Raw genomic sequence first — 22,302 nt, 5'->3', positions numbered from 1 at the left:
CCAAAATCTGTGGTTGAGGCGCCCTAAAGCCCTTCGACGGAATTAGGGTCGGGCAGAATCACCATGCTGGAGAATGAGCCGGACACGGGAGCAGAAGGCGGGCTGAAGCGCTGGCTCGAAGGCATCGGCCTTGGCCATTACTCCGATCTCTTCGCACAGCACCGTCTCGATCTCGACGTCATGGGCGACCTGACCGAATCCGATCTGGCCGAGCTCGGTTTGCCGCTCGGCGATCGCAAGCGGCTCCAACGGGCGATGGCGGCGCTGTTCCAGGCGGAAACGGCGCAGGCGCCCGCGACGACGGTGCGGCCGCAAGCCCGCACGGAGGTCGGCGCCGAACGGCGTCAGCTCACCACCATGTTCTGTGACATGGTGGATTCCACCTCGCTCTCCGTGCAGTTCGATCCGGAAGACGTCCGCGACATGATCGCGAGCTTCCGCGAAACCTGCGTCCGCGTGGTCAAGCATTACGAGGGGTTTGCCGCCCGTTTCGTCGGCGACGGTATCCTTGTCTATTTCGGCTACCCGACCGCACATGAGGACGATGCGGAGCGCGCGGTGCGCGCGGGGCTCGAGATCGTGCGGGTGCTGTCGACCGCACGTGCGATCGAGCCACGTGGCGCGCTCAGCCACTCCCCCGCCGTACGCATCGGGATCGCAACCGGCCTCGTCGTGGTCGGCGACCTCGTCGGGCAGGGCACCGAAGAGCGCGACTCTGCGGTCGGCGAGACCGTCAACCTCGCCGCGCGCCTGCAAGGCCTGGCGCCGCCCAACGGCGTCGTGATCTCAGCCTCGACCCAGTCGTTGCTGAAGGGGAAGTTCGAGTTCCGCAATCTCGGCGTCCATGATCTGAAGGGCATCTCCGAGAAGGCGCAGGCCTGGCACGTGATGCGCGCCTCGCGGGTGGAGACCCGCTTCGCCGCCGCCATGGGCACGCGGCTGACGCCGCTCGTCAACCGCGAGGAGGAGATCGCGCTGCTGATGGGCCGCTGGCACCAGGTCAAGGACGGCGACGGCCAGGTCGTGGTCAAGTTCGGCGAGCCCGGTATCGGCAAATCGCGCATCATCCAGGAAATCTTCGAGCGGATCTCGGGCGACCGCCATGGACAGGTCTCGTTCCAGTGCTCGCCCTATCACACGTCCACGGCGCTCTATCCGTTCGCCGAGCAGCTCAGATTCTCTCTCGGCCTCGACCGCGATGATCCGTCCGCACTGTCGCTGACGAGCCTCGAGACCGCGATCGCCGCCGCTCATGGTGACATCGAGCAGGTTACGCCGCTGTTTGCCGCGCTGCTGTCGATACCGACCGCAGACCGCTATCCGCCGCTCGAGCTGTCGCCGCAGCAGCAGAAGGATGCGACCGTCGCGGCGCTGGTCAATCACTTCCTGGGCCTTGCGCGCGAGATGCCGCTCGTGATCGCATTCGAGGATCTGCACTGGATCGATCCGACCTCCCGTGAGGTGATCGACCTCCTGGTCGATCGGGTGCAGAACCGGCCGATCCTGGTCATCGTCACCGCGCGTTCCGAATTCCAGCCGAGCTGGAACGCGCATTCGCACATCACGACGCTGGTGCTCAACCGCCTGAGCCGGCAGTTGCGCACCACGCTGGTGGAGCGCGTCGCGGGACGCGAGTTGCCCAAGGAGGTCGTCGAGGAGATCATCGTCAAGACCGACGGCGTGCCGCTGTTCCTGGAAGAGCTCACGAAAACCGTCCTCGAATCCAACCTCTTGACCGAGCGGCACGGGCGCTACGTCCTGTCGGGCCCGTGGCGGCAGCTTGCGATCCCGGCAACCCTGACCGACTCGCTGATGGCGCGGCTGGACCGCATGGGCCCGTTCAAGCGGATCGCCCAGATCGGCGCCACCATCGGCCGCGAGTTCTCCTACGAAACGCTGCATGCCGTCGCCAACACGCCGGCCGAGCAGATCGAGGCCGCGCTCAATCATCTGGAGCAGGCGGGGCTGATCATGCGCCGCGGCCACCCGCCGGATGCGCTCTATTCCTTCAAGCACGTGATGATCCAGAACGCCGCGCATGCGAGCCTCTTGCACAGCGAGCGGCGCAAGCTGCACTCGCGGATCGCCCAGGTGCTCGCCGAGATGTATCCGGAGAAGACCGAGCGCGAACCGGAGTTGCTCGCCCATCACCTGACCGAGTCCGGCCAGAGCGAGGGCGCCGCCAGCTTCTGGCTCAAGGCCGGCAAGCAGGCGGCCAGGAGCGGCGCCAATCTGGAGGCAATCGGTCACCTGCGCCGTGGCCTCAGCGTCGTGCAGGCCAATGCGCGCATGCAGGGCGCAGACGAGATGGAGCTCGATCTGCGCATCGCGCTCGGCAATGCGCTGATCTCCGCCAAGGGCTATGCGGTACAGGAGGTCGAGGAGAACTACATCCGCGCGCTCGAGCTCGGTCAGCAGCTCGACGACGACGAAAAGGCTTTTGCCGCCACCCGCGGCCTGTGGGTCTGCCATTTCATCCGCGCCGATCTCACCCGCGCGCACGATCTCAGCGTCGAGCTGCTGAAATTCGCCAAGCGCGAGCGGCTGAACGAACGGGCGCAGCCGGCGCAGCAGACCGGCTATCTGATGGAGGCGCACCGTTCGATCGCGATGACCATGCTCTATCGCGGGCGGTTTGCTGCGTCCCAACATCATTTGCACCGCTGCATCAATCTCTACAGCCCCGATTTGCACTCCGATCTGATGGAGCGGCACGGCACCGATCCCGGCGTCGTCTCGCTGTCCTATCTCGGCTACCTCTTGTGGTTCCTCGGCCGGCCGGACGCGGCGCGCCAGCACAGCGAGCAGGCGATCGCGAATGCCGAGAAGATCCGCCATCCCTTCACGCTCGCCTTCGCGCTCGTGTTCGGCGCCTATCTCTGCCAGCATCTGCGTGATGTCGAGGGCACGCGCGACCACGCCAACCGCGCCATGATCATCGCCACCGAACACAATTTCCTGCATTGGAAGCAGCAGGCTGCGATCCTGCGCGGCTGGGCGCTGGCCCAACTCGGCGAGGCGGATGAAGGCCTCAGCCAGATGCGCCTCGGCCTCGACGAGTACGAGGCGATGGATTCCTGGCTCGCCGGCTGCTGGTTCCGCTGCCTGCTGGCGGAGGCCTATGCCAAGGTCGGGATGCGCGAGGCGGCCTTGCGCGCGCTTGACGGTGCGCTCGCGACCGCCAGACGCACGGGCGATCATTCCTATCTCGCCGAAGTCTATCGCCTGCAAGGCGAGATCACGATGTCGGACGGCGACCCGGGCTCGGTGCAGGAGGCTGCGGATCTGTTCGCCCTGTCGCTGGAGGTCGCGCGCAAGCAGGGCGCGCTGTCCTGGGAGCTTCGCACTGCCGTCAGTCTGGCGCGGCTGTCGCTCGACGCCGGCAAGCGCGAGCATGCGCGTCTCCTGCTCGTGCCCGTTCTCGCCAAGTTCAGCGAGGGTTTTAATACGCCGGACCTGAAGCAGGCGATGCAGCTCGTCAACGAGCTCGGCGCGGACGCACCGGTCCACGAACGGGCCGCTCCGTGATATGAGCGATCTTGCCGCTGCGCGCGCGCGTTACGTCGCGTTGATTGCGAGGCGCGAGGGCATTACCTCGCCACGCCTGCTCGAAGCGCTCGCCGCTGTTCCGCGCGAGGCATTTCTGGGAAAAGGGCCCTGGCGCATCAAGGGCGAGGCGGCGCGCAGCTACCGGCTGACGCCCAGTGCCGATCCCGTCCATCTCTACGACAATGTGCTGGTCGCGATCGACGCGCGCCGCAGGCTCGACACCGGATTGCCGAGCCTGTGGGCGCATTTCATCGATTTGCTCGATATCCGGGAAAGGGACCGCGTGGTCCAGATCGGCTGCGGGCTCGGCTATTTCTCGGCGGTGTTGGCTGGGATGGTCGGCCCCAAGGGCAGGGTGATCGCCATCGAATGCGATGAGCGGCTCGCGGTTCGTGCCTCGCGCTATCTCATACCCTACGACAACGTCGCGGTCGTGCGCGCCGACGGATGCGAGGATTTCGGCGAGGTCGCCGACGTGATCATCGTGCATGCCGGCTTCTCGCAGCCGCATCCGCTCTGGCTCCGGTCGCTCAGTCCGCGCGGCCGCCTGCTGGTGCCGCTGACCCAGCGCGACCGCGAGGGCGCAGTCATCAAGATCACGCGCAAGGGCAGGGGTTTTCAGGCCGAAGCGGTGCAGCAGATCCGGATCTTCCCCGGCCACGGCCGCGGCACCACCGCGCTCGACGACCGCGTCGCCGACTGGTGGCAGCGCGCATCTGCGCTGGCGCCGCTGCGCTTTCGCAGGCTCGCGCAGGGGCTGCCGTCGGATGGCTAATTCTTCGTTTCATTTTACCTTGATTGCGAATGCAAGTATCCAACGCCGCCCGAGACGGCTATGAGTGCGGCCTGATCGCCATTTGAGCGCGCGCCATGCATTCCGTCGCCCTGCTGACTGCCAGCTACGCCAAGGATATCGAACGCTTTTCGCTGCTCAGCGAGAGTATCGACACCTGGCTCACGGGATATACGCGGCATTATGTTCTCGTTAACGATGAGGATATGCCGCTGTTCGAGCGCTTCGCGTCCGACAGGCGCGTCATCGTTCCGGCGTCGCGCTATTTGCCGAAATGGCTTTTCGCGCTGCCGCCGGCACTTCAGTTCATCAGCAAGCGGCGCGTCTGGCTGTCGCTGCTGTCGTCACCCGTCCACGGCTGGCACATCCAGCAGATCCTGAAGATTGCGGGCGTGCTCAACGCGCCCGAGCAGCGCGTCTGCATCCTGGATTCGGACAATCTGTTCTTCCGCGAATTCGACGTCGGCAAATATGCCGGGGCTGAGAAGGCGCCGCTGTTCGTCACGCCGAAGGACATCGGCGCAGACCACCCGTTGCATGGGCTGTGGCTGCGCACGGTCGATCAGCTGCTCGGCATCAAGGACCGCTCCTTCCCCGCCGACGATTATGTCGGCAACGCCCTGGTCTGGGACAGGGATACTGCGCGCGCGATGACCGCTGCCATCAAGTCGGCAACGGGATTGAACTGGGTTCTGGCGTTGTGCCGGAAGAAGAAGTTCTCGGAATATCTGATGTACGGCCATTTCGTCGCGAACTCACCCGCGCATCTGGCGTCCCATCGGGTCACGGAAGACAGCATCGCAGTCTCGCATTGGGACGATACGCCGCTCGACCGCCCGTCGATCGAAGCGCTGATCCGCACAGCCTCCCCCGAACAGGTCGCGCTCTGCATCCAGTCCTATTCGTCGACCTCGATCGACGACATCCGCGACGTGTTCCAGCTCAGTTCGCGCGACCGTCGCGCGCCGAGCCTGTCGCCCGATCACATCGACGATGCAGCCGAGCTCGAGGTGCCAACGCGCAGCTGAGCTCGCGTCAGGTGTCCTTTGTGAACTTGCCGATGACGTCCATGAACGGCTTCGGCTTGAACTCTCCGTCGAGCGGCAGCGGGCGGTTCGGCTGCTTGTCCGCGCGGGCGAAGGTGCCGTTGATCCAGCTGTAGCGATCCGAGAGACCCCAGGTCAGAATCGAGCGCACCGGTCCGCTGGTCGAGATCGCCGTGAGGAGATCGTCGACGCGCTTGGCGACGATGGCGTCGCGCTGCGCCGGATTGCCCGTCAGCTTCTGGTCGTCGACGTCGAGCTCGGTGACGAGCACGTCGAGGCCCCAGGAGCGCAGCTCGGTGACGAATTCGGCGAGCCCGTGGGTGTCAATCTCGAGCTCGGCATGCAGATGCGATTGCAGCCCGACGGCGTGGAGCGGAACACCTTGGTCGAGCAGGTCCATGATCAGATTGCGATAAGCTGCGCGCTTGGCAATGAACGAGTCCTTGGCCGACTCGATGTCATATTCGTTGATCGCGAGCTTGACGAAAGGATCGGCCGCGGCCGCGGTGCGGAAGGCCAGCGGAATCCAGCTTTGACCCAGATGCTGCGTCCAGAACGTGTCGCGCCGGTCCTTTGGACTGCGGGGATTGTCCGGGATCGGCTCGTTGACGACGTCCCACGACGTCAGCTTGTCCTTGTAGTAGGAGACGACGGTGCCGATGTGGTCGAGATAGGCGCGCTCGACGCCGCGGGTCGCCTTGATCTGCTTGGTCCAGTCCGGAATGTCGTGATACCAGGCGAGCGCGTGGCCGCGCATCGTCAGATCGTTCTCCCGCGCAAAATCCAGGATGGCGTCGGCGCGCTCGAAGTTGAACGTGTGTGCGTTCGGCCGCAGCATCGGCCATTTCAGCTCGAGCACCGGCACCACCTGCGTGCAATAGGTGCTGATGGCTTCGCCGAGCCTGGGATCGGCTTGCAGGTCCCAGAGCGTGGCGGCCGCGCCAAAACCCTGATGACGTTGCGCGAGCTTGGATGCCGGCACGGCCGACGCCGATGCGCCCGCCGCGAGCGCTGCGCCCGCCGCGAGCGCTGCGGCGCCGCCAAGAAGAAATTCGCGTCTGTCGAGCCTGGTCACGGCAGTCCTTTTCGAACCAACGCACCATCGTACCAAGCGGAGCCTTGCGACGCCGGGGTTTTGCCTTGTTGGGTTAACCTCTGACGTCTGCAAGTCCTGGTTCCTTCCATGATCGCGCCTTGCTGCTCAAGGCTTGCCGATCCAAGAAGGGCAAATTTAACGCTAACACGCGAAAGCGGATTCAAAGCGTCATTCGCCACCCGATCTGCAGACTTATGTGACACTCTTGAGCGATGTTGCGGCGCAGTTCGTCCGCCCCGCCATGGTCCCATTGATGAACGGCCGCCACACTCGCAAGACCCTTGCCGGTCCCGTGCTCGCATGCTGAACCGCCATTTCTCGATTTATCTCGTCGCCTACATCCTGCCTGCGGCGGTAGGCTTCTTCGCGGTCACTGCCTATACGCGGCTGCTGAGCCCGGCGGAGTACGGCGTCTATGTCGTGGGTATCAGCCTCGCCGGCATTCTGGGCGCGATCTTCTTTGCCTGGATCAAGCTGTCGGTGTCCCGCTATCAGGCGATGTCGGCGGAGGTGGATTTTCGCGGCACGGCGATGGTTGCCTTTGGGCTCACCGTTGCTGTGCTCTGCGCGACGACCCCGCTGGTCTTCCTGTTCCGCAGCGACGTCAGTGTCGAGCTGCTGCTTGCCAGCATGTTCGTCGCGATCATGGCTAATGCCGTCGATGTCGGTCAGGAGTTCGAACGCGCCAAATTGCGTCCCTACCGGTTTGCCGCGATCTCGATCGTGCGCAGCGTGTCGAGCGTCGGATTTGGCCTCTTCGGCATCTGGCTCGGCTGGGGCGGATTGGGGCTGCTTGCCGCGTTCGGCCTGGGGTCGCTCACCGGGATCATCCTGAACCTTGTCGGCGATCGCACCAAGGTCGCGCGCTTCCAGCGCAGCCAGTTCATGCAGCTGGCGCGCTACGGCCTGCCGCTGACGCTGGCCGGATTGTCTGTTGCGGTCTATTCGGCTTGCGACCGGCTCATCGTCGCTTACTTGCTCGGCAAGGATGCCGCCGGCATCTTCGGCGTCGCCGCCGATCTGCCGCGCCAGTTCATGGTGATGATCGCGTCGAGCGTCGCCGCGGCGACCGTGCCGCTGGTGTTCCGGTCGTTGTCCGAGAATAGTAAGGAGACGACGCGGGAGCGGCTGACCGAGAGCCTCGAGCTGCTGCTCATCGTCGTCACACCCGTTGCGGTCTGGCTCGCGCTTGCCGCGGATCAGGTCGCCGGCACGCTCGTCGGCGTCGATTTCCGCGCCGGCGTGTCGGCGCTGCTGCCGACCCTGGTGCTTGCCCGCTTCTTCGGTATTGCCAATCAGTTCTACGTCCAGATCAGCTTCCAGCTCGCCGAGCGGCCCTTCATGCTGGCGGCGCAATCCTTTCTCACGCTGGTGGTCAGCGTGGTCCTGATGGTCGCGCTGGTCGCCGGTTACGGCATCTACGGCGCGGCGCTGGCGACGCTGGCGACCGAGGCGATCGGCTTCCTCGTTGCCGTCGCCCTGATGCATCGCGCCCATCCGGTCCCGTTCGACCTCGGCCGTCTCGCCGGCGTCGCGGTCTCGGCTGCGGCGATGGCGGCTGCGATCCTGCTCGCGCGATCGCAAGCGGGCGGCACCGGCCTCGTGGCGCTCGTCATCGTCAGCCTCGCCGGCGGCCTTGCTTATGTCGCGACCGCCTGGCTCCTCAACGTCGCCAATGTCCGGACGCTGTCGCTGCGTTTCCTGCGGACCTTCAACCGTAAGGCCGTGGGCGTCTAACGCGCCCCGGTTGGGCGTGGGCCTCTTCGCCCGGCAGAGGCGGACATTCTGCCGCAGCGATAGGCCACCAGCCTCGGACCAGCCGGCTGTTAACCGCCTTCCGCCTGCCCAAGCGGTCGTATATGAGAGAATTGTCGCCGGAACGAGCCGAATATTGCCACAGACGGAACGTATGGCGGCTGCGATTTCTTAATCCCGTGATCGCAATCTGACGTGTGACCGGCCCAAGCGGACTGGCATTTCGACCGAGGATGGCATGAAAAACCGACTGACGACGGCGCAATCCACCTTGGCGATGCGGCGTTGGGGCCCTCCCGGACTTGTGACGCTGGCGGCAATGATCGCGTTTTCCGCCCTGACCCCAGCCGGGGCGGCCAAGCAGGCGCGCCAGCCGGCTGAGGCGGTGGCGCAGCGGCAGGCCGGCGAGCCGATCATGGCGATCGTGTCGATCAAGGGTCAACAAGTCACTTTCTACGATGCCGAGGGCTGGATCCTGCGCGCGCCGGTGTCGACCGGGACCACGGGACGCGAGACGCCGGCCGGCGTGTTCGCCATCGTCGAGAAGGACAAGGATCACCGCTCGACCATGTATGACGATGCCTGGATGCCGAACATGCAGCGCATCACCTGGAACGGCATCGCGCTGCATGGCGGACCGCTGCCCGGCTATGCCGCGTCGCACGGCTGCGTGCGCATGCCGTTCGGCTTTGCCGAGAATCTGTTCGACAAGACGAACATCGGGATGCGGGTGATCATCTCGCCCGAGGACGCGGCCCCGATCGATATCGCTCATCCCCTGCTGTTCACGCCGAAGCGCGAAGCCATCGCGGCGGCGCCGAGCCGTGTCGACAAGGTCTCCGTCGAAGCCGACGAGGCGATTCGGGTCGCCGACGAGGCCAAGAAGGCCGCATCAGCGGCCGCGAAGGAAGCCGCCTCGCTCCCCGCATCGCTGCGCAAGCTCGAACAGCAGAAGGCCCGCGCAGACGCCGAGCTCGCCTTCGCTGACAAGACGCTCGCGAACGCAAAAACCGACCAGGCCCGCGCCAAGGCGGAGGAGTTGAAGCAGAAGGCCGCGACCAGGGCCGCCGACGCGGCAACGCAGCTCGATGCCGCCAAGGCCGTCGCGCAGCCGAAGCGCGATGCCGTCGCCGCCACGAAGGAGGCCGCGAAGGCCGCCGCGGCCAGGAAGGCCGAGGCCGTGAAGGCTGCGACCGACGCCAAGCTCGCGCTCGAGCCGGTCTCGGTCTACATCAGTCGCGCGACACAGAAGCTCTACGTCCGGCGGAACACGCACAAGCCGGCGCCCGATGGTGGCGGCGAGGTGTTCGATACCAGCATCGAGGTTCCCGTTAGGATCCACAATCCCGACCAGCCGATCGGCACGCACATCTTCACCGCGATGGCAAAGACCGATACGGGCCTGCGCTGGAGCGCGGTCACGATCGAGAACGGCGACGAGGCCAGGAATGCGCTCGACCGGATCACCATCCCGCAGGAGGTGTGGGATCGCATCGGGCCGACCGCGCTGCCGCGCTCCTCGATCATCATCTCGGACGAGCCGCTGAGCAGCGAGACCAATTACCGTACCGAATTCGTCGCGGTGCTCAGCAACCAGCCGCAAGGCGGCTTCATCACGCGCAAGCCGACCGCGCCTGCCATGATCGCCAGTGATGACGGCTGGGACAACGGCGGCAACGGCTTCGGCTTCTTCTACCAGCGTGATCCCTACGTACAGCCGGCCAATCCGCGCCGGCAGCGTGGCCAGTACCAATATTATCAGTCGACGCAGCCGATGCAGCGGAGCTGGTGGTAGGACGCAGGGCGCGCCCGCCGCGGCGCGGCCCAAAGCATGGCGGGACGAGTCCCAATCGTAGCAACGACCGAGGTGCACTCCCTCTCCCGCTTGCGGGAGAGGGTCGGGGAGAGGGGTTGTCCGCAATGGGACAATCCCCAAGAGGAGAAAGCCCTCACCCGCGCGCGGAACGATGCTTCGCATCGCCCGGGGCGCGACCTCTCCCGCAAGCGGGAGAGGTGAACGAGCCGCGACGATCGATTCAAGGTAAAGCCATTCCGCCTGGCAGCTACGGTCGCGCTTCGATCACGATAGCCTGAATCTTGCCTTCCACCGGTCCGGCGCCATGACGCGAACGGATCGTCTCGGCGACGATGTCGGTCGCAGCCTGCAGCTTGCTGGCATCCCTTGCCTCGATCTCGCTGCGCAGCGGCGTGCCCTGGCAGAGGGCGAGCGCGACGTATTCGGGCGACGGCGCGCGACTGATTTCAGATCGCGTCTCGATCGAGATGTCGCGGAAGCCGGCGCGTTCGAGGTCGGTTCTGATGACGGTCTTGTCGTAATAGCCGTGCGGCGTGCGGACCATGAATCGCGGCGGGTCGTCGGGAAACAATTTTTCCAGCGCGATCGTGGCTTCATGCGTGAGCAAATTGTCCTCGATCCGATCCCAGACATTGAATACGAATGTGCCGTCGCGCTTCAGCACGCGCTTGACCTCTCCGTAGGCCTTGACGCGGTCGGGAAAGAACATCGCGCCGAACTGGCAGCAGACCACGTCGAACTCGGCGTCGCCGAAGGGCAGGGCCATTGCGTCCGCCTGGCGCCAGGTGATGCGATCGTCATCCGCCTGGCGCTGTGCGGCGACCGCGAGCATGGGCTCGTTGAGGTCGGTCGCGACATAACGGATGCCGCGCGGCAGCGCCGCCGCCACGGCGCGCGTCACTGCGCCGGTGCCCGCGGCGATCTCGAGCAGCGCGGAGGGAGTGCGGGCGGCGACGCGCCGTGCGATGTCCTCCGCGTAGACGGAGAAGATCATCGGGACGAGATACTCGTCGTAGATTTTCGGAATCGAGCCGGCGAAAACCTTGTCAGTGTCGGACATGTTGCCTCGCTGCAGGTTCGAATGCGGGGCTCACCTTACCATGGATTGCCGTCTACCGCGCCAGCAATGACGTGAACCCCGCCCGTTCCTGCATCGCCTTGCGCGCTCTCGGACAGCATTGGCGAGGTCCGTGATGGCGCCTTACGATTTTGCCCCGCTGACCTCGCGGATCGGCCGCGTGCCGTCCTAGCTCATCGCGGCCTGCCGGACCTTCTCGAAAACGGCCCCTTGGTGCCACTGACGTCAGAGATCTCGATCACCGTGCCCGGATGGGCCTGGGTGTCGAAATAGGCAAAGCGCCCCTTGTCGCCGCCGATCTGGCGTCTCGAAGGATGGCCGCAAGCGAGACACCAGCCATGCTCGTCTTCATATGCGATGGCCCGCCTTGCTCACTTGACCTCAATGCCCGCGTCCGAGATCGTCGACGGCAAGCAGAAGTTCGTCGAGACGCTGCCGAAGCTGAAGGGCGGCAAGGGCGAGTGACGCGTAGTCGGCTCTGTTGCTCCACCTCAGAGTTCGTCGAGCGCGGCCCATTGCGGGACGTGCGCGGCGAGCTTGTCGAGCAGGCGCTCGAATTCGCTGCGTTCGGTGCGCGTGAGGCAGGCCAGCATGGCTTGCTCCCGCTCGCGCAGGGTCGGGATGTATTTTGCGTAGAGCGCGCGGCCGGCCGCCGTCCTGAACAATTGCTGGCGGCGGCTGTCGGTCTTGTCGGCGGCGCGCCGTATCAGCTTCTTCTTCTCCAGCGCGATGATGCCGCGGCTGATATTGGCCTTGAGATGGCCGGAGAATTCGCAGATCTCGCTCGCCGTCACGCCTTCGCGATAATTCAGGAAGATCAGTGTGACGATCTCCGGTCGCGTCAGGTCGAGCTCCATCTCGATCCGTCGAAACGACGGCTCGCGGTAGAAGTTCAGCACGTAGCCCATCCTGTAGGCGATCTGGAGTTCGGTGCCGCCGACCACTGCGGAGAGCGGCTCCCGCTCCGGTGAAACGCTCTTTTGCGTGCCGCGCGTCGACTTTCGAGATAGTCTCATATGTGACTTTCTGGTTGATTCCGGTTCAGCATGATCTTAGCATCGGCGTATGGCCGCAAGAACGGCCGCCGTCGATGGTTGTGGAGGATCGAATGGAGGTGGCGGCCGCCGGCCGGAAGGCGATGGACCGGTCGTGCGAGCGCGAGGTTCGGTGCTTCTATGCGGGAACGCCGGCTCATCCGGTCTATGTCGACCATTTGCAATCGCCGCGGCCTGCCACGGGCAGGGCGCCGGTCGTCATGATCCATGGCGCCGGCCACACCGGGACCTGCTATCTCGCCACGCCGGACGGACGGCCGGGCTGGGCGCCGCGTTTCGCGGCGGCAGGCCGGGACGTGTTCGTGCCGGATTGGCCCGGTCACGGCCGTTCGCCGCAACCGGCGGATTTTCCGCGGCTGGGGACCGCTGACGTCGCGACCTCGCTGCTGGCGCTGATCGAGCAGATCGGCCCTTCCGTGCTGCTGGTGCATTCGGCGAGCGGGCCGATGGCATGGTGGATGGCGGAGCGGCGCCCCGATCTCGTTCGCGCGGTGATCGGCATCGCGCCGGGACCGCCGGCCAACCTGCTGCGCGACCTGCCCGACGATCCCGCGGCGATTCTCGCTCTGCGCGATGACGCCGGCGTCGGTCATCCCGTCTATTCGGATGAGACGAGGCCAGTGCGGCTGACGGCGGAATTCGCTGCGGCCTATTGGGCGGGCACGCCGCGCTTTCCGCAGCGAGCCTTTGAAAACTACTGCCGCTCGTTCGCGCCGGAGAGCGCGCGAATCCTGAATGAGCGCTTCAACATCGGCGGGCGCGGGCTCAGGATCGACGATCCCGAACGTCTGCGTGACACGCCGGTCATGATCGTGACCGGGGACTGCGATCCGCGGCACCCGCGCGACGTCGATGCGGCGACGGCCGGCTATCTCGGCGCGGAGTTCGTCTGGCTTCCGGATCGCGACATCGAGGGGAACGGTCACATGATGATGATCGAGGACAACAGCGACGATCTCGCGGCCCTGATCCTGGCCTGGCTCGACGCCCTCAAGTGCTGAGACCTCGCATCGAAAGGGACGACAGATGAAATGGATTGCGCGCGCTCTGTTGCTGTTTGCGCTTCCCGTGGCCGCACAGGCGCAAGTCAGCGGCGACGTCGTCAAGCTCGGTGTCTTGACCGACATGGCCGGCGTCACCGCCGACATTACCGGCAAGGGCTCCCTGGTCGCCGCGGAGATGGCCGCGGACGAAATCGGCGGCAAGGTCCTGGGCAAGCCGATCCAGATCATCTCGGCCGATCACCAGCACAAGGCCGATGTCGGTACGGCCATTGCGCGCCGCTGGTTTGATGTCGAGGATGTCGATGCGATCGTCGACGTACCCAATTCCGGCGTCGCGCTCGCGGTGCAGGGCCTTGCTCGCGAGAAGAAGCGGATCGTCCTCTATTCCGGTCCCGGCACGACGGCGCTCACCAACGAGCAGTGCTCGCCTTACGGCTTTCACTGGACTTACGACACCTACGCCGTGTCGCACGGCACCGCATCCGCAGTTGTCAAGGCCGGCGGCAGCAGCTGGTTCATCCTGGCCTCGGACTATGCCTTCGGTCATCAGCTCCAGCAGGACGCGACCAGCGTGATTACCTCCTCGGGCGGCAAAGTACTGGGCGCCGTGCGCCATCCGCTCAATACGCCGGATTTTTCATCGTTCCTGCTGAGCGCGCAGTCCTCGGGCGCCAAGGTGATCGGCCTAGCCAATGCCGGGAACGATACGGTCAACGCGATGCGGCAGGCCGGCGAGTTCGGGCTGGTGCAGGGCGGCCAAAACCTCGCCGCACTGATCCTCTTTCTCCAGGATGTGCACGCGCTCGGCCTCAAGGACGCGCAAGGCACCTACCTGACCACGGCGTCCTACTGGGACATGAACGAGGCGACGCGTGCCTGGTCGAAAGCGTTCATGGCGAAGACCGGCATGATGCCGTCGATGCTGCACGCCGGCGTCTACGGCGCGGTGCGTCACTATCTCAAAGCCATCGCCAGCGCCGGCACCGATGACGCTGACCGGGTTGCGGCGGCCATGAAGGCGCTTCCGATCGAGGACGTCTTCTCGGAGGATGCCCGAATCCGCGAGGACGGGCGCGTCATCCGGACCATGTATCTGGTCCGCGTCAAGAAGCCGTCGGATTCGAAATACCCCTGGGACTATTTCGAGATCGTGCGCAAAATTCCGCCCGAAGAGACGGTCTGGCCGCTCGCGGACAGCAAATGTTCGCAGGCCAGTCGCGTGAGCCGCTGAGCCGGACAAACCCGTTGGCAAGCCGGCCGATCCCGCGCATGATGCGCAACCACATGCTTTTCCGGGGGCCTCAAAACACTTGAAAACCACGCTGCTCAAACCTGAAGACTACACCCGCTCGCCCTGGAAGAACGGCGGCGGCATCTTCACCGACATTGCGGGCGCCTGGCGCGAAGATGCGCCGGCGAAGGATTGGAGCAGCCTGCTCTGGCGCTTTGCGAGCACGCCGATCGTGGCGCCCGGTCCGTTCTCCCATATGCCCGGCATCAACCGCTTGCAGATGGTCGTCAATGGCCGCGGGCTGGTGCTGAAGTCGCCCGCGCAGGATTTTGACGAGCGTGAACCTTTTACGACGGTGCGCTTCACCGGCGAGACGGAGATCGTGACCGCACTCGAGGCAGGGCCCGTCGAGGTCGTGAACCTGATGGCGCGGCGCGGGGCTGCCGAGATCGCGCTCGTGGCGCTGCGCGAGCCCGGCGAGCGGCCGCTTGCCGCCGGCACGCATCTGGTTTACGCAGCCCGCGGCGATTGCCGCATTCGCCTCGGGCTTAAGGATTTTTCACTTTCGCACGAAGACACGCTGAAGGTGGAGCTCACCGCGGCCTCAAGGCTCACGCTCGTCTCGGGTCTGGCCGTGCTGGCGTCGATCCGGCTCAGCGGCTAGGCGGCAGCAGCGCCGGTTGCGCGGGTGCGCACGATCCATGCAACTGGCTAGGTTGACGTGGCGGAGCCGGGGCACGATATGTGCAGCGATGCAGACCGCCGCTGAAGGGCAGGATATGAACGCGCCAGACAACAATGCCCCCACGCAAGCAGACGGCGTCGTCGATTGGCTGACCAACGGCACGCGCGACGAGCGCTTCATCGACGACATCTTCGCGCAAATGTGCATCCGCCTCCAGCAGGTGGGCATTCCGCTCAAGCGGTCGACGCTTCACATCCTCATCAATCACCCGCAATGGCTTGGCGCCCGGTTCATCTGGTCCGACGGAATGCGGGAGGCGGAGATTGCACTGGTCGACTACGACGTTCGCGAGCGGTCCGAATATATCGGCAGCGCCGCCAACGAGATGCAGGAGGGCGCGACCGAGGTGCGGGAGAATCTCGAACGGGACCCCTCGCTCGGCCGCAAGCACGCGCTCTACGACGAGATGCGATCGCTGGGCCTTACCGACTATGTGGCATGGCCGCTCTACCATACGCTCGGCAAGCGGCATCTCATCACTTTCGCGACCGACCGGCCCGGCGGCTTCGATCACGCGCATATCGCCGCCCTCAAGAAGCTCCTGCCGGTGCTTTCGCTGGTCAGCGAGATCCGCATCAAGAACCGCTTCGCGCGCACCCTGCTCGAGACCTATGTCGGCTCCCATGCCGCCGAGCTCATCCTGGCAGGCGCGACCCGGCGCGGCACCGGCACGACGGTCCGTGCCGCGATCATGATCTGCGACTTGCGTGATTTCACCAAAATCTCCGACAATTGGCCGCGCGACGACGTCATTGATCTGCTCAACGATTATTTCGACGCGATGTCCGAACCGATCGCGCGGCACGGCGGCGAGATCCTGAAATTCATCGGCGACGGCCTGCTCGCGATCTTTCCGCTTCAAGCGCCCGACGCCTGCGCAAATCTGCTCCATGCCGTGACGGAAGCCCGTCAGGCCATGGCCGCCCTGAATGAAAGAAACAGTGCGACCAGCCGCGCGCCGCTGAACTACGGCATCGGCGTCCATGTCGGCGACGTCATGTACGGCAATATCGGATCAACCAGCCGGCTCGACTTCACCGTGATCGGTCCTGCCGTCAACATGGCCTCCCGCCTCGAAGCCCTCACCAAGCAGTTGGGACGAACGGTGCTGCTGTCACGCGACTTCGCGGAACTGGTGGAGCCGAAGTTCGAGCTGGAGCACGTCGGCAAGCACGAGGTGCGCGGCTTCAGCGATCCGATCGAGCTGTTCGCCTATCAGGGGTGACGCACGTGAAAAGCCGCCCGGCGGCGGCCACGGGCCAAAGGTCAGCCTTCCAGCCGAAGCTTGGCTTGTTGCCAACGCGGGAACGGATGACTACGCTTTGTCCCAGCCAGTCCAGACGTTCCTTCGATCGGCCGCACGTACATGCCCAAATTCCTTCGCATCGGAGTCCATCAGTCGAATGTGTCGGGGTACACGTCGAAGGCGTGGTGCGTCAGGCGGGTTGGCCCGGCGGTCTTCCTGAAGTGGGGCGCCGTGGAGGTTCAGGGCGCCGGCGATGGGCGAAGGGTCTACTGGACACGTCTGCCGCAGGAGAAGACGGTTCGCTGCGGCACCGTGCAACGGGCCCAGGACTATGCCAAGGCCGCGATCGCCCGGCGCCGTAACCATCGCTATGAACCGATGGCCGGATCGATCGTGCTTCAGCGCCGATCGGCCGAGCGCAGCGCCGAGCTCAAGCAGGCGCTGGCCACGATCCTGATCGTCGACATCGTCGGCTCCACCGCAAAAGCCGCAAAGCTCGGCGATGCGCGCTGGACCAAAATCATGGGCCACTATTACGCCGCCGTGCGCAAGGAGCTGAAGAGCTCGCGCGGCAAGGAAGTCGTGACCACGGGCGACGGCATATTGGCGACGTTCAAGGCGCCGGCGGCCGGGGTCGGCTGCGCGACCGCGATCCGCCAGGCGGTGCGTACATTGGGGCTCGACATCAGGGTCGGGCTGCATGCGGGCGAATACAAGGTGAGCGGGGGCGAGATGGTGGGCCTTGCCTTTCACATCGGCACGCGCGTCGCCGCCAAAGCGCGCGCCGGCGAGGTCTTGGTCTCGAGCGCGGTCAGGGACCTGATGGCGCAGTCAGAGATCCGGTTCAGGGATCACGGCGTGCACCAGCTCAAGGGCGTGCCGGCGCGATGGCGCCTGTTCCGGGTGGAGGATTGAGCGGGTTTGAACGCGGCGCCGCGCGCCTTAGCGGGCCGGATCGGTCCGGTCGCATTTCGGGCATCGCCCGTCCGCGGCGATGGCGAGTTGGCGGCCGATCTCTTCCTTCAGAGCGTTGCCGTCGAAAGCCGTGCCGTCACTCGCCAGGATTCGCTTGGCGCGCTCGTAAGCATGGCTCTCGGCGGCGTCGTCGCCCACGCGGATGATGACATCGTCGTGAAAAGGGCAGACCGCGGTGGCGCGCGTCGTCTCGAGCGCGTAGCGCACCAGCGCGGTGAGATCATCGAGATTGGCGGATATCATGGCTGCTCTCCTGATCGAGGCGGTCACGATGGTGGCCTGTGCCCGGCGGCGGGTCGTGCCAACCGTACGGCGCCGTCGGGCCGGTTCCATCGAACCTGCCATCGAAGCCGCTCGTGGCCGGCTCCCTGATCGTGATCGCCTGTCATCGAAGCGGCGCCCGGAGTGCCTAGGAGTCCGGGCTCCGCTTCGTTCGGCACCGGAGCGACAGCGCGCCCGATGCCATCCAGAGCCTAGCGGTTCGCAAACCGTTCGCCTTGACCCATCGCAAACATAGGGAGGGCCCCTAAGGAATCGTCCGCAATTTCGGCGGCGGCGGTTCGGGCGCATGAATCAGGACATGCAGCGCCAGATCCTCTTCAGGTGCCCGCGCACCGGCATGAACGTCCAGCATCGGATCGACGATGAGCGGTCCGAGAGTTCCGGGCCGGCGGATAGTACGTGGCCGTGAGGTGCCCGGCCTGCATGTCGCTGCACTTCGCCAACAGCAACACCGGCAAGCTGCTGGGGGAACGAACCGCGCAACCCGTCGCCATGCCGCGTTCCGCTTGATCGGCCCGCTCGATGTCTTGGACGGCGACAAAAACGAGTTCTCGAATGACGCGACAGGCGACCTCGGCGCTGGTCAGGGGGCGGGACTTTGAGCCGAGGCCGCCATTTGCCGGAATTGTGAAACGCCGGCGCGGCCTAATGCCCGGCAACGTTGCTCCGTTCCTATTCCAGGTTCCTATTCCTGATTCCTATTGTTGGGCGTTGCGCCGGCAGGAGGTGCCTGAAGCACGATCCGGAAAAGTGCGCAGCGCTTCTCCGATACATCATGCTTGAACGAGTAAGCTGAAGCACGACGGCCATTCATTCTCGTCGCATCGCGCCTCACGCCGACCAGCGGTCCTGCTCTTCCTGGTGAGCATGCTCGTTGAGCCGTTCGGCCATCTGGTCCGCAATCTGCTCCGACTCGGCCGAGGCCACTGGCTCGCCCTTGTGAGTCCTGAGCTTGTCCTTGTCGGCTTCGATCGGGAAATCGTCCGGTGTCAGTCCGGTATCCTTGCCGGTGTCCTTGCCGCGATCCTTGTCCATGGCGCGCCTCGCTGTATCCCAATCGGGAAAAACATGCGTGAAGGCTGATCGTTTCAAAGAGGATGAAGCTCCATCGAGAGGCCCAAGCTGGTCTGAAGGCTTGAGCCCCGCCAACTGCTTTGATGACGTCGGAACCGCCTTGCATGTTTTTCCCGGGTCGGAACAGGTGCAGGATTCGCGCGTTCGTTCGGTGAATTTTGGAGACGCGGTCATGCCATCGAACGGAAGCATTTTTTTCGCCGGAGTCGGAACCACCTTCCTGATCCTGGGCGTGGGTTTCGGCAGCGGGCTGATGATGGCGAATTCCGCTCTGAAGGATCCGGGCCGCGCCGAGTCGAGAGCGTCCGCGCAAGCGCCGTCACCTCTTCGCGTGGTCCTGCCGGCCTCAGCCGAGGCGGCCGAACCGAAGGCGCCGCCGCAACAACAAGCCGCATCCGCTCCGGAGGCCGCTGCAACCCCGCCGATGCCGCCCGCAAGGGAGACCCAGGCCTCGCCCGACAAGCGGCAAGCGTCGTCCGACAAGGCAGAGAAAGCCGACACGGGGAAGGCCGAGGCCGACCAACGCGATCGCCGCAAGCGCGCTGCGGAACGGAAGGCAAAGCGGCTCGCTGCCGCAAGGCGCAATTCGCAACCGCAAGCGGAGCAGCGCGCCGAAGCGCCAGTGATGGCATTCGGCGGCGACGAGCCCCGGCAGGGCGGCGCCGTCAACCTGTTCGGAAACTGACCGATTGGACGACTGGTTCGCTCAAGGGAACGATGGCCGCTATTTCTCGACCGCGCCCGTCCAGTCCTTGAAGCCGCCGACATTGTAGACCTTCTCGTAGCCCATATCCTTCAGTAGCTTGCCGGCCAGCGCCGACCTGCCGCCGGACGCGCAGTAAAGGATCACGCTCTTGCTCCTGTCGAACGCCTTGTCGTGATAGGGCGATTCCGGATCCGCGCGAAACTCCAGCATCCCCCGCGACACATGCACTGCGCCTTCGATCTTGCCGCTGGCGGCGACCTCCGGCGCATCACGAACGTCGACCACCAGCGTGTTGCCGCTCTTGATCATCTCCGCCGCCTGTTCCGACGTGATCTTGGGGATCGCTGCGTTGGCGGCTTCGAGCATTTGCTTGACGCTGGTCGGCATTGGGTTTCCTCCGTTGTTGCTCCCGGGGAGGATAGCACATTGGTTCGTGTTGTGCCTCCTCCTGGCTACAGCGGTCATCAACGCAACGTCACCGCACGCCCGTGCCTTTGCAGCGCTGGCACTTCACGACCTTGTCGCCCTTCTTGAGCAAGCCTTTGCCCTCGCAATTCTTGCATTTCTGCTTCTTCTTGATGTTCGGGCCTTTTTCACTGGTCATGAAAGTCTCCTGCCGCCAGGCGGCGTCTGTGCGGGTGCTCGGCGGACCAGCCGAGCGGTGCGAAGTAAGCCCTACACTCATGCCGGCTTCGGCACCACCAGCACCGGCACGCTTCCGTCCACCAGGACCTCGGATGTCTGGCTGCCCAGAAACAGCTTCCTGAGGCCGCGACGCCCATGAGAGGCCATGACGATCAGGTCGCATCCCCTGGACTTGGCCGTTTCGATAATCGCAGTCGCCGGGTGCGCATTCGGAACATGCAGGAGTTCTGCAGGCGTGCCGATCTGCTCCGACATCGCGCGCGCGTCATCGAGCACCTTGCCCGCACGGGCCTTGCAGGCTGCGTCAAAACTGTCGGTCTCTTCCTGGGTCGGAATCCATCCCGAGGCGTGTCCGCTGCCATAGTCGACCGGCAGCGCTTCCGTCACGGTGATGATCGTCAGCCTGGCGTTCAAGGCCTTCGCCAGGGTGATGCCATGCTCGACGCCTTTTCTCGCGACGTCCGATCCATCCGTGCTCAAGAGAATGTTGGCGTACATGCGGGTGGCTCCTTTGTTCGGAGAACAAGGTGATGCCTGGGGAGTATGGGACGATGGGGGCGCTGGGTCCATGATTGCGGTGGGCGCTGCACTTAGTTCTTGAGCTTTCGAAGCCGCATGCGGGCGGCATTAAGTTCACTGTTACCGGAATCTTTAAGCAATGACTGAAGGTCGCGACGCCTGGGCGTTATCCTGTGAGGCGAGATTCGGTCGGTCCGCGGATGTTCTGCCATTTTCTTCACAAGCCATGTCGGAACCCCGGCCCGCCGTTCGTCTTGAATCCGAGACGCCTCGAACCGGAGTTTTGCGTAAATGGCCCCGCGCGCCAATTGGAAAGGCTTCCTGAGACTGTCCCTCGTCACCTGTCCCGTGGCGCTTTATCCGGCCACATCGGAGAGCGAGAAGATTTCATTCAACCAGCTCAACCGGCAGACCGGCCACCGCATCAAATATGTGAAGGTGGACGTGGATACCGGCGACGAGGTGCCGAACGAGGACATCGTCAAGGGCTACGAGCTCGAGAAGGGCCAGTACATCGAGGTCTCAAAGGACGAGCTGGAGGAGATCGCGCTCGAGTCCACCCGCACCATCGAGATCGACGAGTTCGTCGCCAGGTCCGACATCGACCCGCGCTACCTGATCCGCCCCTACTACATCCGGCCGGACGGCAAGGTCGGCCACGACGCCTTCGCGGTGATCCGCGAGACCATCCGCGAGATGGACAAGGTCGCGATCGGGCGTGTGGTGCTGACCAACCGCGAGCATATCATCGCGCTGGAGCCGATGGACAAGGGCCTCGTCGGCACCTTGCTGCGCTACCCCTACGAGGTGCGCAGCGAGCAGGAATATTTCGACGATATCCAGGACGTGAAGGTCACCAAGGACATGCTCGATCTCGCAAGGCACATCGTCAATCAGAAGGCCGGACGCTTTGAGCCGGGCAAGTTCGAGGATCACTATGAGACTGCGCTGGTCGACCTGATCAACCAGAAGCGCGCCGGGAAGATCATCCAGCCGAAGGACCGGCCGAAGGGCGAGAACGTCGTCGACCTCATGGAGGCGCTGCGGCGGAGCGTCGGCAAGGAAGCCGCGCCTGCGAAGGCGGACAAACCCGCCAAGAAGCCGAAGAAGACGGCGGCAGGCCAGAAGGAGATGCTGATGCCGATCGCTGGCAAGAAGCAACCAAAGGAAGCGGCGACGAAAAAGCCGGCCGCGGGGGCGCGGCGGAAGTCGGCTTGAGCGTGAAACATCCGGTGACGCCGGACGGCCGATACTTCGTCGTCCGCGGACGCCTGTGGCGGATGGCGAATCCGCACCTCGGAGAGCGGGAAAAGTCGGAGCTGGTCAAGCGCCTGATGACGGCGAGGCGCGCCGTCCGCGACGCCAAGGCGGCTGCCGATTCCGAGTCAGAAGCGGCGGCCCATCGCGCCGTCGACGACGCGAAGCGCGCCCTCGGCGAGCGCGGCCCGGTGGGGTGGTCGGCCGGCGCTCCCGACCTCAACCGGCACATGGCGAAGAACACGCCCTACGCCGAATGGTATGCCGAGGTGCGGCGGCGAAGAGGTGCCGCCGAGGATTAGCCATCTAATTGGAAGCCGGCGGTCCAGTTTCCACGGACCGTTCAAATACTCCCAGACCAGCAGTCTGCAAACCGCGCCGGCGCGCGGCGCGAATTTGGCTCGAAGCTCGTCGTAAAGACTGCGCGCTG

The 22,302-nt window shown here is 64.9% G+C and carries 21 protein-coding genes and 1 pseudogene; 13 read left to right on the top strand and 9 right to left on the bottom strand.

Annotated elements, in window-relative coordinates:
- The first annotated feature begins 63 nt into the window (after positions 1-63).
- From IVB26_RS31835 to IVB26_RS31825, 3 genes are all read left to right on the top strand, one after another.
- Positions 64-3,528, top strand: a complete 3,465-nt coding sequence (locus tag IVB26_RS31835) for an AAA family ATPase (protein ID WP_247968973.1) — start codon at positions 64-66, stop codon at positions 3,526-3,528.
- Between the two features lies 1 nt (position 3,529).
- Positions 3,530-4,324: a protein-L-isoaspartate O-methyltransferase family protein gene (locus tag IVB26_RS31830; protein ID WP_247968972.1), complete on the top strand. Its 795-nt coding sequence runs from the start codon at positions 3,530-3,532 to the stop codon at positions 4,322-4,324.
- A 95-nt stretch (positions 4,325-4,419) separates the two neighbouring features.
- Positions 4,420-5,370, top strand: a complete 951-nt coding sequence (locus tag IVB26_RS31825; RefSeq protein WP_247968971.1) for a DUF6492 family protein — start codon at positions 4,420-4,422, stop codon at positions 5,368-5,370.
- Positions 5,371-5,377: 7 nt separating this feature from the next.
- Here IVB26_RS31825 and IVB26_RS31820 read toward each other — a convergent pair whose 3' ends face one another.
- On the bottom strand, positions 5,378-6,463 hold the full coding sequence (locus IVB26_RS31820) for an endo-1,4-beta-xylanase (RefSeq protein ID WP_247968970.1): 1,086 nt from the start codon (positions 6,461-6,463) through the stop codon (positions 5,378-5,380).
- A 321-nt stretch (positions 6,464-6,784) separates the two neighbouring features.
- Between IVB26_RS31820 and IVB26_RS31815 the strand changes: the two genes are divergently transcribed.
- Positions 6,785-8,221 (top strand): lipopolysaccharide biosynthesis protein, encoded by a 1,437-nt coding sequence (locus IVB26_RS31815; RefSeq protein ID WP_247968969.1) that lies wholly within the window; start codon positions 6,785-6,787, stop codon positions 8,219-8,221.
- A gap of 256 nt (positions 8,222-8,477) precedes the next feature.
- Entirely contained in the window at positions 8,478-10,034 is a 1,557-nt protein-coding gene (locus IVB26_RS31810; protein WP_247968968.1) for a L,D-transpeptidase, read from the top strand.
- 268 nt (positions 10,035-10,302) lie between these two features.
- Here IVB26_RS31810 and IVB26_RS31805 read toward each other — a convergent pair whose 3' ends face one another.
- From IVB26_RS31805 to IVB26_RS31795, 3 genes and pseudogenes are all read right to left on the bottom strand, one after another.
- Positions 10,303-11,115: a class I SAM-dependent methyltransferase gene (locus IVB26_RS31805; RefSeq protein ID WP_247968967.1), complete on the bottom strand. Its 813-nt coding sequence runs from the start codon at positions 11,113-11,115 to the stop codon at positions 10,303-10,305.
- 186 nt (positions 11,116-11,301) lie between these two features.
- A pseudogene (locus IVB26_RS31800) lies at positions 11,302-11,435 on the bottom strand (VOC family protein); the annotation flags it as partial.
- Between the two features lie 189 nt (positions 11,436-11,624).
- Entirely contained in the window at positions 11,625-12,149 is a 525-nt protein-coding gene (locus IVB26_RS31795) for a MarR family winged helix-turn-helix transcriptional regulator (RefSeq protein ID WP_247968966.1), read from the bottom strand.
- Between the two features lie 92 nt (positions 12,150-12,241).
- Here IVB26_RS31795 and IVB26_RS31790 point away from each other — a divergent pair, with 92 nt between their 5' ends.
- From IVB26_RS31790 to IVB26_RS31770, 5 genes are all read left to right on the top strand, one after another.
- Positions 12,242-13,189, top strand: coding sequence for an alpha/beta fold hydrolase (locus tag IVB26_RS31790; protein ID WP_247968965.1), 948 nt, complete (start codon positions 12,242-12,244; stop codon positions 13,187-13,189).
- A gap of 25 nt (positions 13,190-13,214) precedes the next feature.
- The gene (locus IVB26_RS31785) at positions 13,215-14,423 is read left to right on the top strand and encodes an ABC transporter substrate-binding protein (protein ID WP_247968964.1); all 1,209 of its coding nucleotides are present in this window, start codon (positions 13,215-13,217) and stop codon (positions 14,421-14,423) included.
- 79 nt (positions 14,424-14,502) lie between these two features.
- Positions 14,503-15,087: a HutD/Ves family protein gene (locus IVB26_RS31780; RefSeq protein WP_247968963.1), complete on the top strand. Its 585-nt coding sequence runs from the start codon at positions 14,503-14,505 to the stop codon at positions 15,085-15,087.
- A 115-nt stretch (positions 15,088-15,202) separates the two neighbouring features.
- Positions 15,203-16,393 carry an adenylate/guanylate cyclase domain-containing protein gene (locus IVB26_RS31775; RefSeq protein WP_247968962.1) on the top strand — a complete coding sequence of 397 codons (1,191 nt, stop codon included), beginning with the start codon at positions 15,203-15,205 and terminating at the stop codon, positions 16,391-16,393.
- A gap of 141 nt (positions 16,394-16,534) precedes the next feature.
- A complete protein-coding gene (locus IVB26_RS31770; RefSeq protein ID WP_247968961.1) occupies positions 16,535-17,329 on the top strand; it encodes an adenylate/guanylate cyclase domain-containing protein in 795 nt (264 codons plus the stop codon).
- Positions 17,330-17,356: 27 nt separating this feature from the next.
- On the opposite strand, the gene IVB26_RS31765 is transcribed toward IVB26_RS31770, so the two are convergent.
- Both IVB26_RS31765 and IVB26_RS31760 read right to left on the bottom strand, forming a co-directional pair.
- A complete protein-coding gene (locus IVB26_RS31765) occupies positions 17,357-17,632 on the bottom strand; it encodes a hypothetical protein (protein WP_247968960.1) in 276 nt (91 codons plus the stop codon).
- Between the two features lie 870 nt (positions 17,633-18,502).
- Positions 18,503-18,706, bottom strand: coding sequence for a hypothetical protein (locus IVB26_RS31760; protein ID WP_246931114.1), 204 nt, complete (start codon positions 18,704-18,706; stop codon positions 18,503-18,505).
- A gap of 37 nt (positions 18,707-18,743) precedes the next feature.
- Between IVB26_RS31760 and IVB26_RS31755 the strand changes: the two genes are divergently transcribed.
- The gene (locus IVB26_RS31755) at positions 18,744-19,430 is read left to right on the top strand and encodes a hypothetical protein (protein WP_247968959.1); all 687 of its coding nucleotides are present in this window, start codon (positions 18,744-18,746) and stop codon (positions 19,428-19,430) included.
- 39 nt (positions 19,431-19,469) lie between these two features.
- Here IVB26_RS31755 and IVB26_RS31750 read toward each other — a convergent pair whose 3' ends face one another.
- The 3 genes from IVB26_RS31750 to IVB26_RS31745 all read right to left on the bottom strand — a co-directional run bounded on the left by IVB26_RS31750 (position 19,470) and on the right by IVB26_RS31745 (position 20,594).
- A complete protein-coding gene (locus IVB26_RS31750; RefSeq protein ID WP_247968958.1) occupies positions 19,470-19,838 on the bottom strand; it encodes a rhodanese-like domain-containing protein in 369 nt (122 codons plus the stop codon).
- An 88-nt stretch (positions 19,839-19,926) separates the two neighbouring features.
- Positions 19,927-20,055, bottom strand: a complete 129-nt coding sequence (locus IVB26_RS43055) for a hypothetical protein (protein ID WP_007600646.1) — start codon at positions 20,053-20,055, stop codon at positions 19,927-19,929.
- Positions 20,056-20,132: 77 nt separating this feature from the next.
- Entirely contained in the window at positions 20,133-20,594 is a 462-nt protein-coding gene (locus IVB26_RS31745) for a universal stress protein (RefSeq protein WP_247968957.1), read from the bottom strand.
- Positions 20,595-20,906: 312 nt separating this feature from the next.
- Between IVB26_RS31745 and ku the strand changes: the two genes are divergently transcribed.
- On the top strand, positions 20,907-21,833 hold the full coding sequence (ku, locus tag IVB26_RS31740) for a non-homologous end joining protein Ku (protein ID WP_247968956.1): 927 nt from the start codon (positions 20,907-20,909) through the stop codon (positions 21,831-21,833).
- Positions 21,834-21,835: 2 nt separating this feature from the next.
- The gene (locus tag IVB26_RS31735) at positions 21,836-22,174 is read left to right on the top strand and encodes a hypothetical protein (RefSeq protein ID WP_247973323.1); all 339 of its coding nucleotides are present in this window, start codon (positions 21,836-21,838) and stop codon (positions 22,172-22,174) included.
- Positions 22,175-22,302: the final 128 nt, after the last annotated feature.

This window comes from Bradyrhizobium sp. 195 (genome assembly GCF_023101665.1).
Lineage (GTDB): Bacteria > Pseudomonadota > Alphaproteobacteria > Rhizobiales > Xanthobacteraceae > Bradyrhizobium.
This window is presented reverse-complemented; position numbering and strand designations above follow the sequence as displayed.